The following is a 14708-nucleotide window of genomic DNA, read 5'->3' as shown; positions in this document are numbered from 1 at the left end:
GCGGACGCTCAGATTGCGAATGGAGGGTACCATGACAGTAAAGCTCGATGAACGTCTCAAAGAAAATATAGAGAAAATTACGGCAGGCGGCGCGTCTAAATATCACGAAAAGAATGCTGCGCAAAATAAAATGTTCGTAAGGGAAAGACTGCAGCTGCTGTTTGACAGCGGTGAATACAGCGTAGAAGATGCGATGTTTGCTAACAACCAGGCTGGAGATCTCCCTGCCGATGGTGTCGTTACTGCTATCGGAAAAGTGAACGGCCAGACAGTATGTGTGATGGCAAACGACTCTACTGTTAAAGCTGGAAGCTGGGGTGCGAGAACAGTAGAGAAAATCATCCGCATTCAGGAAACGGCGAAGAAACTGAAAGTACCGATGCTTTATCTAGTCGACTCTGCGGGTGCGCGCATCACCGACCAGATTGACATGTTCCCGAACAGGAGAGGTGCGGGAAAAATCTTTTACAATCAAGTGAAGATGTCCGGTATGATCCCTCAAGTATGTATCTTATTTGGCCCTTCAGCAGCGGGGGGAGCATACATTCCTGCTTTTTGTGATATTGTCATCATGGTTGACCAGAATGCCTCTATGTACCTCGGTTCACCGCGAATGGCGGAAAAAGTTATTGGCGAGAAGGTGACGTTAGAGGAGATGGGCGGAGCTCGTATGCACTGTTCAGTGAGCGGGTGCGGAGATTTTCTTGCTCTTGATGAAAAAGAAGCAATCAGCACGGCAAGAAATTATTTAAGCTACTTTCCTGCTAACTACAAAGAAAAGCCTGAGCAAACGGAAAGCCGAGATCCTATTGAGGGAAGACAGCTTGAGGCGATCGTGCCTGAGAACCAAAACGTACCATTTGATATGTATGAATTTATAGACAGACTAGTGGACGAGGGCAGTTTTTTTGAGATGAAAAAGCTGTTCGCGCAGGAAATCGTTACAGGCTTTGCGAGGATTAGCGGAAGAGTGGTCGGACTTGTGGCCAACCAGCCGAAAGTGAAAGGCGGCGTACTTTTTGTTGATTCTGCTGATAAGGCCGCTCGGTTTATCACACTGTGCGACGCATTCTCGATTCCAATCATCTTCTTAGCTGACGTTCCTGGATTCATGATTGGAACGAAAGTAGAACGGGCAGGCATCATCCGCCACGGAGCAAAGCTCATCGCAGCAATGAGCGATGTAACGGTTCCGAAAATTTCAGTTATCGTAAGAAAGGCGTATGGAGCAGGACTTTATGCGATGGCAGGCCCTGCGTTTGAACCGGATTGCTGCATCGCCTTGCCGACTGCGCAAATCGCCGTTATGGGACCTGAAGCGGCTGTTAACGCTGTGTACTCCAATAAAATTAATGAAATAGAAGACCCGAAAGAAAAAATTCAGTTTGTTCAGCAGAAGCATCAGGAATATAAAGAGCACATCGATATCTATAAACTCGCTTCTGAAATGATTATCGATGACATCGTTCCGGCATCCTCATTAAGGGAAACGTTGGCAGGACGGCTTGCATTCTATGAGTCCAAAGAAATGGTCTTTAGCGAAAGAAAACATCCGGTATATCCAGTGTAAGGAAGATCCGCCTCTATACGTTAAGAGGCGGATTTTTTTATAGGAGAGATGCCTTAACGAGATGGGATATCTTTTCCGGTATATAATAGGAATAGAGCGTTTATAGGTTGGGAGGCAATATCATGAGAGTAGCCGTTATTGGGGGAGGAGCAATCGGTCTGCTTATGGCGTGTCTGCTCGAGAGACAGCAGGTGAATACAGCTATTTATTGCAGAACAGAAAAACAAGCTTCTTTATTAAGAGAAAATGGATTGCTGTATAAAAATGAAGGAATGGAAAAGGTAATCCAGGTACATGCTTATTCCATAGATTCCCTTGCTTTCGAAGAAGATATCATAGTGATATGTGTGAAGCAGCCGGCACTGGCACAATTAGCAAAACTGCTGGTTTCTGATCTTAGTAAAGGCAAAACATTTCTTTTTCTGCAAAATGGTATGTCACATGTAGAGCTGATGGAGGAACTTGCTGGCAAAGAAAGAAAGGTATGGGCTGGTGTCGCGGAACATGGAGTGATGAAAGAAAAGGATAACGCTGTATACCATGCTGGCGAAGGGCGGATAAGAGTTGCCCCTGTTATCGTAAAACCAGACTTCAATTGGGAAAATCTGTTCGGTGATACCACAAAAGTTGAGCAGAATGCTGCTTACATACCAATGCTTTCAGAGAAACTGCTGATCAATGCTGCTATCAATCCAGTAACAGCTTTATTTAAGATCAAGAATGGGATGCTGCTTGAAAACCCTCACTATCTGAAGCTGATGGAATATCTTTTTGATGAGGCTCTTCAAGTGCTTGAGCTGCAAAAACAAAAAGATGGACTATTGGAGGATTTATACCGAGTATGCCGAAATACAAAGAATAACAGATCATCCATGTTAAGGGATATCGATTCTGGCCGGAAAACGGAAATTGACAGCATCAGCGGTTATATAATAACAAGCGGTGAAAAAAAAGGCATAGATACACCAATGACTAGAATGATTTATGAATCCATCAAGGGAATAGAATGGGAGGGCTGAAACTAGGTGGCCACATTTACGGGCGGGGTGCTCGGGATATTTGCTGCAGCACCTTTTTTAATGTATTTTCTAGTTTATGTTTCGTTCAAGCGGCAAACTAGAAAGCTTAGAAAATCAGCTGTAATCGCAAGGGACGTGACGACATTCACGTTGTTTTTTTCTGTACACAGGCTGACAGAAGTGATTTTTAACGAGCCGTTTTATTGGGCGCTAGCGCTTATCTTTTTAAGCGGGTGCATCGGAGTGAGCGTTGTATTATGGAAGCTGGAAAAAGAGATCACGTTTGGAAAGCTGATGAAAATCAATTGGCGGCTTCAGTTTTTACTCATGTCGGCCGCTTACGCTGGACTTATAGTGTTTGGCATTTACGACCGGATACTATCGGCATAAGGAGCAGATTAGTTTCAGTCAGGCTTGGTTCTCTGCTATACTCTTATCGCACGGTTACATAGAGAAAGGGAGTCCCGGCAATGAAAATCAAGGAACTGAAGATTCCGGAAAAACAGCTCTTTACGGCTGATTATCTTGAGAACAATCCAATTGCAGTATCGTTTTTTGACTATGACTATAAAAGCCGCGATGCGCTTAGGCGAAGACAGAACGAACTTCTTCAGCATGCGTTTCCAAGGGAGCAGCTTACTGCATATCTTACGCGGTTTAACCAGAAGTTTTACTATAATGAAAAAACAGCTGAATCGATAGCTAAACTGAGAAATCCTAATGGTCTCGCAGTAGTTGGCGGCCAGCAGGCCGGCTTTTTGACGGGCCCTCTTCTTACTATATATAAAGCAGTCAGTATCCTTCTTTACGCAAACCAGGCTGAAGCAGAACTGGGGACTCCAGTTGCCCCTGTTTTCTGGATTGCGGGAGAAGATCATGATCTAGATGAAATAAATCATGTGTTTGTGCGGGAAAATGGTGTGCTGAAGAAAAAACCATTGCGGCATACCAGCACTTCTCAAAGTCCGGCAAGCAGCTTTAAACTTGACCTTGCTGAAGTGGATAAACTGATCGTGGAAATTTTCCGCTCGTTTGGAGAAACTCCATATACGAAGAAGCTTCTGAATTCTGTCAGGGAGGATGCTGCAAAAAGCACGACGCTGGTTGACTTCTTTGCTTTCAGCCTTAGCCGGCTTTTTGCAGCAGAAGGATTGATCTTGCTTGACTCGGGTGATCCTGATTTTAAAAAGATCCAGCCGTCCTACTTAGCGTTGATCGCAGAAAAAAATGCTGCGATTGATAAGGCGTTCACTGACGGAATAGAAGAACTCGCATCTAGAGGATATGCAGCTCCAATTGAAGCACAGCAAGGAAACACACATCTTTTTTATTACGAAAAAGATAAAAGGACACTTCTTTATCGCAATGGTGAAGGTGATTTCAGTTCTAAAGACGGAGAAATTTCCTTTAATACGCATGAGTTCAAGGAGCTCGCTGAAGGATCTCCTGAAAAACTGAGTAATAACGTTGTGACGAGACCGCTCATGCAGGAATGGATACTTCCTGTTTTATCTTTTATAGCAGGTCCTGGAGAAATCGCATATTGGGCTTCGCTAAAAAAGGTGTTTCATTTATTCGGACGAAAGATGCCGCCGGTCGTTCCAAGGCTGTCTTTCACCGTCATTGATCAAAAAGCAGAAGATTTGCTGAGCGAGTGGGGAATAAGCCTTGAGAATGCTTTGCTCAATGGGCTGGATACTGTCCGGGTGGAACTTGCAAACAATAATAAACCTGAACATTTTGATGCGATCATTAATGATGCAACAAAACAGATCATGGAAGCTCATGCAAATCTCACCGATCTTGCATTGAGCATTAATGGAGACCTTGAGCGGCTCGGGATTTACAATAAGGAAAGAATTCTAAGGGAATTAAAGTATTTGGAAAACAAGATGGAGCACAGGCTGAGAAAGAAAGTGAAGCTGCCTCTGGCTGAAGCAAATGAGCTTGAGCTGCTGCTGAAGCCGGACGGAAGGCTCCAAGAGCGTGTGCTTTCACTTTACGAGATGATGAACCGCTATGGCAGTGATTTTCCGTCACTCCTATTAAAAAGTGAGCCAGCCTTCAACGGGGTTCATAAAATAATCACCCTTCATTCTTAATATTTTTTTAGAAATCCTTCTGATGACAGAAGGATTTTTTTTATTTCACACGAATATTAATTTTAAGTGGAGGAAAGTGGAGTGATGTGGTAGATTTAGGGGAGAAGGTGGTGGAATCATATGTTCATGGGCGAGCATCAGCATAACATCGATGAAAAAGGACGTATGATTATCCCCGCTAAATTCAGAGAAGAGCTCGGTTCCACTTTTATTTTGACAAGAGGACTGGATGAGTGTGTGTTTGTCTATCCCATGGATGAATGGAAAGTCATTGAACAAAAGCTTAAGAGCCTTCCTTTTACAAAGAAAGATGCACGGGCTTTTACCCGATTTTTCTTTTCAGGCGCAACCGAATGCCAGCTGGACAAACAGGGGAGAGTAAACATAGCTCCCCCGCTTAGAGATTATGCAAAACTCGAAAAAGATTGCGTAGTTATCGGCGTGTCGAATAGAATAGAGATTTGGAGCAAATCGAAATGGGAGGATTATTTCTCAAATTCAGAGCAGTCTTTCGGAGAGATTGCAGAAAGCCTTCTCGATTTTGATCTTTAAGTTACCAGTCTCACTGAAGAAAGGATTTTGTAATTGTTTGACCATATAACGGTATTATTAGAAGAATCTGTTGACGCACTGAACGTGAAGCCTGACGGCATATATGTAGATTGTACACTTGGAGGCGCAGGGCATACCGCGCTAATCTTGTCTAGATTGACAACAGGGCATTTATACGCTTTTGACCAGGATGATAAAGCTATTGAAAACGCCAAGAAAATGCTGAAGGAGTATGAAGGCAAGTATACCATCATCCGCAGTAATTTCAGGTACATAAAAGAAGAGCTGTTACACCATGGAGTAACAGAGGTTGACGGGGTTCTGTTTGATCTTGGTGTTTCCTCACCGCAGCTAGATGAAGCGGAAAGAGGCTTTAGCTATCAGCAGGACGCGCCTCTTGATATGAGGATGGACCAAACAGCACCGCTTACTGCTCACGAGGTCGTAAACGAATGGCCATTTGAGGAAATGATGAAAATTTTCTGGCGTTATGGCGAAGAAAAGTTTTCAAAGCAAATTGCCCGCAAGATCGAGGCACACAGAGCTAAGAAACCGATTGAAACCACCGGCGAGCTAGTTGAAATCATTAAAGAAGCGATACCAGCACCAGCAAGGCGGAAAGGCGGCCACCCTGCCAAAAGGACGTTCCAAGCGATCCGGATCGCAGTAAACGACGAGCTGAACGCATTTGAAGACGCGCTGAAGGACTCCATCAGCCTTCTGAATTTAGGGGGCAGGATAGCGGTCATCACTTTTCATTCGCTCGAAGACAGAGCATGCAAGACTATCATGAAAAAGGAAAGCACTGGACCAGAACTTCCTCCAGGGCTGCCAATCATACCAGAAGAGTACAAACCTACTTTAAAGATGATTACGAGAAAGCCTATACTGCCGACAGACCAAGAAGTTGATGACAACCGCCGGTCGCGTTCAGCAAAATTGAGAGTAGCAGAAAAACAAAAGTAAAGGGGAGAAGAAAATGAGCAACTTAGCTTATCAAGTGCAAAGACAAAAACAAGTTCAGATGCCTCAGCCGTCGAAACAGCCGAAAATTGGAGTTTCCATCCAAACAAGAGGCGTTACAAAGGGAGAGAAGTTCCTTTGGGTGTTTGCAGCGGTGGTCCTTCTAGCAGGAGCAGTGTGGATTATTGCTAATTACGCTTCCATTTACAGCAATTCTCTTAGCAACCAAAAGCTTGAGCAGACGATTTCGCTTGAAACGAAGAAAAAAGAAGATTTTAAGCTTCAAGTCACAGAACTGAGCGCACCGGAAAGAATGTTTAAAATCGCTAAAGAACAAGGCTTCAAGCTAGACGATAAAAATGTTAAGGTCGTACAGAATTAACTCGCGGCAAGGTGTGTTCTATGAAAAAAAATAAAAGAATCAATAGCGGAGCAAGATTTCTGATTTATACGTTTATCTTGCTTTTTTCTATTCTGGCAGGAAAATTCTTTTACGTTACGTATACTCAGAGTGCTGAAGGTGTAAATCTAATTGAATATGGCGAACAGAAATGGCTGAAAAGTGATACTCTTTCTGCAAAAAGAGGGAACATCTATGACCGCAGCGGGCAACCGCTGGCAGAAGATATACCTGCTTATACCGTAATCGCTATCCTTAAAAAGGATTATCCGGTTCATGTGAAGGATCCTAAAGAAGCAGCAGAAAAACTGGCACCAATCCTTGACACTGATGAAGAGAAGCTGGAGAAACTGCTGGAAAAAGAGAATGTATTTCAAGTTGAAATCCCGGCTGGACGAAACATCTCTCACAGCAAGAAAGAAAAGATTGAAGCGCTTAAGATACCTGGCATCAGCTTTGACAGAGGATCGAAGCGATATTATCCGAACCAGGATTTTGCTTCTCATGTTTTAGGATTTACCGGTCTAAATGATGAAAATAAGCGCGCCGGTCTGATGGGTCTTGAAAAGAGCTTGGAAAGACAGCTAGGTGAAAGGGATGGCCATGTTACGTTCATGGGTGACCGATACAGCAATGAACTTCCGGATTCGGAAGAAAAAATCGTCCCGCCTAAAAACGGAAAAGAAGTTTACTTAACTCTAGACGAAAAAATTCAGCTCTATTTAGATCAAGCAATGACTCAAGCTGACAAAAAATATAAGCCGAAAAGGATGGTCGGCATAGTAGCAGACCCAAAAACGGGCAAAATCCTGGCGATGAGTTCGAGGCCGTCTTTTAACCCAAACAAAAAGGACATTACGAATTATACAAATTACGCCATCTCTTCTGCATACGAGCCGGGATCTACAATGAAAATCTTCACACTGGCTGCAGCAATCGAAGAAAATGTCTATAACGGAAACGCCTATTTCCAATCAGGATCTTATAAGCTGCCGAAAATCACGCGGCCGATCTACGATCACAACCGAAATGGCTGGGGATCCATCACCTTCGATCAGGGTGTTGAAAACTCTTCCAATGTCGCATTTTCCATATTGGCCCGTGAAAAGCTTGGGTATGAGCGTCTGAGAACGTATTTGTCCAAGTTCGGACTGGACAAAGAGACAGGAATCGATCTTCCTAAAGAGGCGAGCGGCAGAGTGCTTTACAATTACGAAATCGAAAAAGTTACAACCGCTTTTGGTCAAGGTACCACGGTCACTCCAATACAGCAGATACAGGCCGCTACAGCGGTCGCTAATGGCGGCAAGATGATGAGGCCGTACATGATAGAAGAGATAAAGGATCCGAAAACAGGCAAGGTGATCCAAGATCATGAGCCATTTATTGCCGGACGTCCTATCTCTGAAGCTACTGCAAAGAAAACGAGAGACATCCTTGAAAAAGTGGTTAAGAACGGTACAGGACGCCCATATGCAATAGAAGGATACAGTGTTGCAGGAAAAACGGGAACAGCTCAGGTCACTGATGAAAAAACAGGCAAGTACCTCCATGGATGGGGAGAAAATATCTTTTCCTTTATGGGTATGGCACCGAAAGATAATCCTAGGCTGCTCATGTATGTAGCTGTTGACAGACCTTCCATCAAGTATCCAGAAATGGGCTACACGCCAGTAGCCAACATTTTTACGAGCGTGATGAAAAGCAGCCTTCAGTATTTAAACATCGTCCCAGAGGATGTTAAACTCGCACCTGGTGAAAAGACGAAAAAAGAGCATGGAAGCCCTCTGCTGAGCTTAAAGGGTGAAAATGCGGCTGATGCTGCGGAGAGGCTGAAAAATTCAGGCTTCCAGCCGGTCGTTCTTGGAGATGGCAATACAATAGAGTCTCATGAACCTTATGAAGGAGCAAAACTGCTGAAAGGCGAAAGAGTGCTGCTTTATACGGGAGGCAAGGTTAAAATGCCTGATCTGACTGGATGGTCTTATATGGATATCCTAAGGCTGTCCAGCCTGCTATCGCTTAAAGAAACGGTAACAGGCAACGGCTTTGCAGCCAAGCAGAACATCAAGAAAGATTCCATTGTTAAAAAAGGAGACTTCCTCGTTGTACAGCTGAAATCTGCCAGAGCTGCAGCTGAAGCTGAAGAGAAAAGCAAGGAAGACGACAAGAAAGTTACAGATTGACAAGCGTTCTAGGCGCCTGTGTACAAGCATATATTTGTTACGAGCCATATGAGGGAGGTTGTGTATGTGCGCGTATCAAATGTAACTGTACGCAGGCGTTTAATTTTTGCCATGATTTTTGGGTTGTCTTTCTTTTTTATCATCAGTGTGAGATTAGGGTATGTTCAATTCGTTCTTGGTGATATGCTGACTGGGAGAGCACTGGATTCATGGAGCCGCAATATTCCGTTTGAGCCGAAACGGGGCAAAATCACAGACCGGAACGATGTGCCTCTTGCTGTGAATATTAGCGCCCCGACTGTATATGTTGTACCGCGGCAGGTCGCTGACCCTAATAAAACGGCAGAGGATCTTGCAGCCGTTTTAGGGATTTCAAAAACAGATGTATATAAAAAAATTACTGAAAAAGAATCTATGGTTAAAATTTATCCAGGCGGGCGGAAAATCAGCAATGAAAAAGCAAATGAAGTGAGAAGCCTCGATCTGCCAGGTGTTTTTGTAGCAGAAGACAGCAAACGCCATTATCCAAATGGCTCCTATTTGTCTCATGTCCTTGGGTTTGCAGGAATTGACAATCAAGGGCTCACCGGACTTGAACTTTATTACGATAAAGAGCTGAGCGGCGAGAGAGGGCATGTGTCTTTCTTTTCAGATGCGAGAGGCAGGAGAATGCCGTCACTTTCTGATAAGTATGAAAAACCTAAAGATGGATATAATTTAAGGCTTACGGTTGATTCACGAGTAGAAACGATTATTGAAAGGGAGTTAGACAATGCAGACGCCCTTTATAACCCAGATGGTGCCATCGCCATCGCGATGAATCCAAATACAGGTGAAATACTTGGGATGTCCAGCCGTCCTGATTTTAACCCGGAAGAATATCAAAAAACTGCACCGGAAATTTACAACCGCAACCTGCCGGTGTGGGCGCAATATGAACCAGGTTCAACATTTAAGATTATTACCCTAGCTGCTGCTCTTGAAGAGGGGAAAGTGGATTTGGATAATGACCATTTTCATGATCCAGGTTCTATAAGCGTTGCGGGAAGGAAACTTAAATGCTGGAAGGCAGGGGGGCACGGAAGCCAGACCTTCCTTGAAGGGGTGCAAAACTCTTGCAACCCTGGTTTTGTCCTTCTCGGTGAGAGGCTTGGGAAAGAAAAACTGTTCTCTTACATTAAGCAGTTCGGATTTGGTGAAAAAACGGGAATCGACCTGCAAGGTGAAGGAAAAGGAATATTGTTCCCGCTTGATAGGGTGGGTCCGCTAGAGCAGGCAACAACAGCGTTCGGACAGGGGGTTGCCGTCACTCCTATACAGCAGGTGGCAGCCGTGTCTGCGGCCGTAAACGGAGGGTATCTGTACGAACCTTATATTGCGAAAGAGCTTGTTGATCCAATCACGGGAAAAGTAGTGAGCAGACAGACACCGAAGCTCAAGCGCAGGGTCATATCAGAGGAAACGTCTAAAGAAGTCCGCCGTGCACTTGAAAGTGTTGTCGCGCAGGGGACTGGAAAGAATGCTTTCGTAGACGGCTATCGTGTTGGCGGAAAGACAGGAACCGCGCAAAAAGCCCAAGGCGGAGTATATTTAAAAAACAACCATATTGTATCGTTTATCGGGATGGCACCGGCCGACGACCCGCAGATCGTCGTGTATGTGGCGATCGACAATCCTAAGGGGACGCTCCAGTTCGGGGGAGTTGTGGCTGCACCTATCGTAAGGAATATTATCGATGATTCCTTGCGTGCAATGGAAGTGCCAAAGAGAAAGGATCAGATCGAAAAGGAACTGACGTGGCTTGATGAGCCGCTTATTGAGGTACCAGCCCTTGTAGGTAAAAAGGCGAAAGATCTGAAGCAGATGTTTTATAATCTTAAAGTGAAATCCCATGGCGAAGGTTCATATATTATTGAACAATCACCTAAAGCCGGATCCAAAGTTAAGGCCGGAACGACTATCCGTCTATTTTTGGGTGACAAAAAAGGTGCGGGAGATTAAAATAGAGGTTGCATAATATACAGCCAAGCGCAGCAGAAGCCTTGGCTTATTTTGTTTCAAATGACAAAATGGAAGAAGGTTTGTTCTGGATGGAACTAAAAGCACTTTTAAGCAATCTATTGAACTACACACTTAATAAAGATGAAAATCCTAACATTGAAACGATCGAGATGGACTCTAGAAAACCTCAAAAAAACAGCTTATTCGTCTGTATTGAAGGCTTTACGATGGACGGGCATGACTTTGCCAGGCAGGCTGCTGAAAACGGAGCAGCCGCTATTTTGGCTGAGAAAGAAGTCGACAGCGCCGGACTGCCAGTTATCATGGTAAACGATACGAGACGGGCGTTGGCTATTTTGTCTGATGTTTTTTATGAGCATCCGACACAAAGCATGCACTTGATCGGCATCACCGGAACAAACGGTAAAACAACGACTTCGCATTTGATCGAGAAGATTCTTAGTGATGCTTCAATTCCAGCTGGATTGATCGGCACGATTGATATGAAAATTAAAGGAAAAAGCTATAAAGTTGCGAACACGACACCGGAATCGCTCTTCCTGCAAAAAGCGTTTCACCAAATGAAGGAAGAAGGAGTAAAGACAGCGGTAATGGAGGTTTCTTCTCATGCACTTGATCAGGGAAGAGTGAGAGGCTGCGATTTTAATATCGCTGTTTTCACGAATCTCACGCAAGATCATCTTGATTATCACCGCAATATGGAAGAATACTTGTACGCAAAGAGTCTGCTGTTCTCGCAGATGGGGAACGTGTATAAAAATGATGAGGTAAAAGCGGCTGTATTAAATAATGATGATCCGGCTTCGTCTGCCTTTAAACGTGTAACTTCTTCACAGGTCCTCACATACGGAATTGATACAGCGAGCGACATGATGGCAAAGGACATTGAAATCACGTCAAGAGGAACAGTCTTTACGCTCATTGCTCCTAACCATGAAAACGTCAAAGTAACCCTGAACCTGATCGGGAAATTTTCTGTGTACAATGCACTTGCTGCTGCATCTGCATGTTTTCTGTCGGGAGTTCCGCTCAAACAGATCGTGAAATCACTTGAAGCAGTGACAGGTGTGCCAGGAAGGTTTGAAACGGTCGATGCTGGTCAGGATTTTACTGTGATCGTCGATTATTCCCATACGCCTGACAGCCTTGAAAATGTGCTTCGAACGATTAAAGAGTTTGCTAAGGGAAAGGTGACAGCCATCGTCGGGTGCGGGGGAGACAGAGATAAAACGAAACGGCCTATAATGGCAGGGATCGCAGTGCAGCTGGCTGATGAAGCCGTCTTTACGAGTGATAATCCGAGAAGCGAGGATCCTATGTCAATCCTGAAGGATATGGAAGAAGGCGTGGATGCGGATGCCCGCTATGTTACAATTCCCGATAGAAAAGAAGCCATTGAATATGCCGTGAGTAAAGCAAGCAAGGATGATATCCTGCTGATCGCCGGCAAAGGGCATGAAACCTATCAAATCATTGGAAGCGATGTACTTACTTTTGATGACCGTGAAGTCGCAAAGGAAGCAATCGGAGGAATTAAAAAATGAAGATACATTTAAAAGATATTTGCCATCTGGCTGAAAGGGTAGAGGGCAATGCTGAAAACGCGGTAATATCAGCCGTTACAAAAGATACTAGAAATGTTTCGCCGCAATCACTTTACGTTCCGATAGCTGGAGAAAGATTTGACGGTCACAATTTTCTGTTAGATGCCATAAAGAAGGGATCTGTTGCGTCGCTTTGGAAGCAAGGCACACCTGTTCCTGAGGGTCTTCCTGAAGACTTCGTTCTGCTCATGGTTGAAGATACTGTTCTTGCGTTGGGGCATATCGCCAAATGGTATTTAAAAAAAGTGCATCCTGTTGTTATTGGTGTAACGGGAAGCAACGGAAAAACGACTGTAAAGGATATGGTAGAAAGTGTGGCTTCCACTACTTTTGCCACTTTTAAGACACAAGGAAACTACAATAACCATATCGGACTGCCTCTGACGATCTTGTCCATGGAGGAAACAACCGAGGTGCTTATTCTCGAGATGGGAATGAGCGGATTTGGTGAAATCTCTTATTTAAGCAAGCTTGCTGAACCTGATGTGGCAATCGTTACCAACATAGGCGAAAGTCATATGGAGCAGCTTGGCAGCAGGGAAGGAATCGCTAAAGCCAAGCTCGAGATCAAAGACGGCCTAAAAGAAAGCGGACTGCTCGTAGTAGACGGAGATGAACCGCTTCTGAAAAACCAAAAAGGCGACAATGTTTTGTCTGTTGGGTTCAGCACAGAAGCATCATTTCATATTACAAGCATTGAAAGCGGCACTGACGGTTTCACTTTTCAGCTTGAAGAAGGTACCACTGTTTATAAAGTACCTGTGCTCGGAAAACATAATGTAAAGAATGCGGCATATGCTATTGCTGTTGCTCACTATCTAAATATTGAAGAAAATAAAATTAATGAAGGCCTCAACAGCCTGAACATAACAAACATGAGGCTGCAGGCATCTCGAGGACGCGGCGGTGCGCTATTGATCAACGATGCGTACAATGCAAGCCCGACAAGCATGATGGCCGCTCTTGAAACGCTTGCGGGTCTTGAAGGATTTGAACGCAAAGTTGCCGTCCTCGGAGATATGTATGAACTTGGCAGCATGGAAGAGGAAATGCACAGGAAAGTTGCACAAAAGGCAGGCGTCGGAATCGATATAGTGATTACGGTTGGCCCAAGAGCCTCTTGGATTGCGGATGAGCTTGAAAAAACCGGGTCAGACAGTTTGAAAGTTTATGCTTTCCCTGCTAAAGAAGATGCCGCTTCCCTTTTGAGTCAGCTTATGGACAAAAAAACAGCGATTTTATTTAAAGCCTCCAGAGGTATGTCACTGGAGACACTTGTAAATGAATTTTCAGCAGATGAACAGGAGACAAAAAAATGATTGAGCAAGTTTTACTTTTTACCCTTCTAACTTCATTCTTAGTAGCCGTAATCAGTTCACCCTTCTTTATTCCTTTTTTAAGAAGATTGAAATTCGGCCAGAGCATTCGAGATGAAGGGCCAAAGTCTCACCAGAAAAAGTCAGGGACACCGACTATGGGAGGCATCATCATCGTGCTTGCTCTGGTGGCAGGAACATATGCCATGACGGCTAAGTTCTTTACGGTGACGGCAGAAACAAACCTGCTGCTCTTAGTGACACTTGGCTACGGTCTTATAGGTTTTCTTGATGATTTTATTAAAGTAGTCAAAAAACGAAATCTTGGACTTACCTCAAAACAAAAGCTGCTTGGCCAGCTTGTTATTGCTGCCCTATTCTATTGGGGGCTTATGGATATCGGTATATCGACTAAAATCAACATTCCTGGAACGGACTTTGGTTTTGAATTAGGCTGGTTCTATCCAGTTTTCGTGCTGTTTATGCTGATTGGGGCTTCAAACGCTGTCAACCTCACAGACGGATTGGACGGTCTTCTTGCCGGAACAGCTGCGATTGCATTTGGCGCATTTGCTGTATTAGCATCAACAATGCTTCATTATGAAGCGGCAATATTTTCTGTTGCTGTTGTCGGTGCCGTTCTTGGATTTTTAGTATTTAATGCTCATCCGGCTAAAGTCTTCATGGGAGATACTGGTTCTTTGGCACTTGGCGGTGCGATTAGCGCAATTGCTATCCTTACGAAGATGGAGCTGCTGCTTGTCATCATTGGAGGGGTATTCGTTCTTGAAACACTTTCCGTTATGATACAAGTGACTTCTTTCAAACTGACTGGAAAAAGAGTTTTCAAGATGAGCCCGCTTCATCACCATTATGAACTGAGCGGATGGTCAGAATGGCGTGTTGTCATGACGTTCTGGCTTGTTGGCCTGCTATTTGCTTCAATCGGAATTTATCTAGAGGTGTGGTTATAA

The 14708-nt window shown here is 44.2% G+C and carries 12 protein-coding genes; all 12 read left to right on the top strand.

The window, feature by feature from the left end; all coding sequences use genetic code 11:
- Nucleotides 1-31: 31 nt before the first annotated feature.
- The 12 genes from CGZ90_RS03370 to mraY all read left to right on the top strand — a co-directional run bounded on the left by CGZ90_RS03370 (nucleotide 32) and on the right by mraY (nucleotide 14708).
- Complete coding sequence (locus CGZ90_RS03370) at nucleotides 32-1570, top strand: acyl-CoA carboxylase subunit beta (RefSeq protein ID WP_094250915.1); 1539 nt, start codon at nucleotides 32-34, stop codon at nucleotides 1568-1570.
- Nucleotides 1571-1692: 122 nt separating this feature from the next.
- Complete coding sequence (locus CGZ90_RS03365; RefSeq protein WP_094250914.1) at nucleotides 1693-2589, top strand: ketopantoate reductase family protein; 897 nt, start codon at nucleotides 1693-1695, stop codon at nucleotides 2587-2589.
- 6 nt (nucleotides 2590-2595) lie between these two features.
- Nucleotides 2596-2979, top strand: a complete 384-nt coding sequence (locus CGZ90_RS03360; RefSeq protein ID WP_094250913.1) for a DUF3397 domain-containing protein — start codon at nucleotides 2596-2598, stop codon at nucleotides 2977-2979.
- An 80-nt stretch (nucleotides 2980-3059) separates the two neighbouring features.
- Nucleotides 3060-4691: a bacillithiol biosynthesis cysteine-adding enzyme BshC gene (gene bshC / locus CGZ90_RS03355; RefSeq protein WP_094250912.1), complete on the top strand. Its 1632-nt coding sequence runs from the start codon at nucleotides 3060-3062 to the stop codon at nucleotides 4689-4691.
- Nucleotides 4692-4811: 120 nt separating this feature from the next.
- Nucleotides 4812-5243, top strand: a complete 432-nt coding sequence (mraZ, locus tag CGZ90_RS03350; RefSeq protein WP_094250911.1) for a division/cell wall cluster transcriptional repressor MraZ — start codon at nucleotides 4812-4814, stop codon at nucleotides 5241-5243.
- A 33-nt stretch (nucleotides 5244-5276) separates the two neighbouring features.
- Nucleotides 5277-6209, top strand: coding sequence for a 16S rRNA (cytosine(1402)-N(4))-methyltransferase RsmH (gene rsmH / locus CGZ90_RS03345; protein ID WP_094250910.1), 933 nt, complete (start codon nucleotides 5277-5279; stop codon nucleotides 6207-6209).
- 13 nt (nucleotides 6210-6222) lie between these two features.
- Nucleotides 6223-6588, top strand: coding sequence for a cell division protein FtsL (gene ftsL, locus CGZ90_RS03340; protein ID WP_094250909.1), 366 nt, complete (start codon nucleotides 6223-6225; stop codon nucleotides 6586-6588).
- A 20-nt stretch (nucleotides 6589-6608) separates the two neighbouring features.
- Nucleotides 6609-8792, top strand: coding sequence for a penicillin-binding transpeptidase domain-containing protein (locus tag CGZ90_RS03335; RefSeq protein WP_094250908.1), 2184 nt, complete (start codon nucleotides 6609-6611; stop codon nucleotides 8790-8792).
- A 66-nt stretch (nucleotides 8793-8858) separates the two neighbouring features.
- Nucleotides 8859-10793, top strand: a complete 1935-nt coding sequence (locus tag CGZ90_RS03330; protein ID WP_094250907.1) for a stage V sporulation protein D — start codon at nucleotides 8859-8861, stop codon at nucleotides 10791-10793.
- Between the two features lie 89 nt (nucleotides 10794-10882).
- Nucleotides 10883-12358 carry a UDP-N-acetylmuramoyl-L-alanyl-D-glutamate--2,6-diaminopimelate ligase gene (locus CGZ90_RS03325; protein ID WP_094251769.1) on the top strand — a complete coding sequence of 492 codons (1476 nt, stop codon included), beginning with the start codon at nucleotides 10883-10885 and terminating at the stop codon, nucleotides 12356-12358.
- Nucleotides 12355-13737: a UDP-N-acetylmuramoyl-tripeptide--D-alanyl-D-alanine ligase gene (locus tag CGZ90_RS03320; RefSeq protein WP_094250906.1), complete on the top strand. Its 1383-nt coding sequence runs from the start codon at nucleotides 12355-12357 to the stop codon at nucleotides 13735-13737. The genes CGZ90_RS03325 and CGZ90_RS03320 overlap by 4 nt, the downstream gene beginning before the upstream one ends.
- Entirely contained in the window at nucleotides 13734-14708 is a 975-nt protein-coding gene (mraY, locus tag CGZ90_RS03315; RefSeq protein WP_094250905.1) for a phospho-N-acetylmuramoyl-pentapeptide-transferase, read from the top strand. The genes CGZ90_RS03320 and mraY overlap by 4 nt, the downstream gene beginning before the upstream one ends.

Source organism: Fictibacillus aquaticus (assembly GCF_002245695.1).
GTDB lineage: Bacteria > Bacillota > Bacilli > Bacillales > Fictibacillaceae > Fictibacillus > Fictibacillus aquaticus.
Note: the sequence above shows the minus strand (reverse complement) of the source record. Positions and strands in the feature narration are given on the sequence as shown.

What these genes read in the sequence shown, in the direction of transcription:
- mraY (WP_094250905.1), top strand. Translation starts at nt 13,734, where the DNA reads ATGATTGAGCAAGTTTTACTTTTTACCCTTCTAACTTCATTCTTAGTA.
- CGZ90_RS03370 (WP_094250915.1), top strand. Translation starts at nt 32, where the DNA reads ATGACAGTAAAGCTCGATGAACGTCTCAAAGAAAATATAGAGAAAATT.
- CGZ90_RS03335 (WP_094250908.1), top strand. Translation starts at nt 6,609, where the DNA reads ATGAAAAAAAATAAAAGAATCAATAGCGGAGCAAGATTTCTGATTTAT.
- ftsL (WP_094250909.1), top strand. Translation starts at nt 6,223, where the DNA reads ATGAGCAACTTAGCTTATCAAGTGCAAAGACAAAAACAAGTTCAGATG.
- mraZ (WP_094250911.1), top strand. Translation starts at nt 4,812, where the DNA reads ATGTTCATGGGCGAGCATCAGCATAACATCGATGAAAAAGGACGTATG.
- CGZ90_RS03365 (WP_094250914.1), top strand. Translation starts at nt 1,693, where the DNA reads ATGAGAGTAGCCGTTATTGGGGGAGGAGCAATCGGTCTGCTTATGGCG.
- CGZ90_RS03325 (WP_094251769.1), top strand. Translation starts at nt 10,883, where the DNA reads ATGGAACTAAAAGCACTTTTAAGCAATCTATTGAACTACACACTTAAT.
- bshC (WP_094250912.1), top strand. Translation starts at nt 3,060, where the DNA reads ATGAAAATCAAGGAACTGAAGATTCCGGAAAAACAGCTCTTTACGGCT.
- CGZ90_RS03320 (WP_094250906.1), top strand. Translation starts at nt 12,355, where the DNA reads ATGAAGATACATTTAAAAGATATTTGCCATCTGGCTGAAAGGGTAGAG.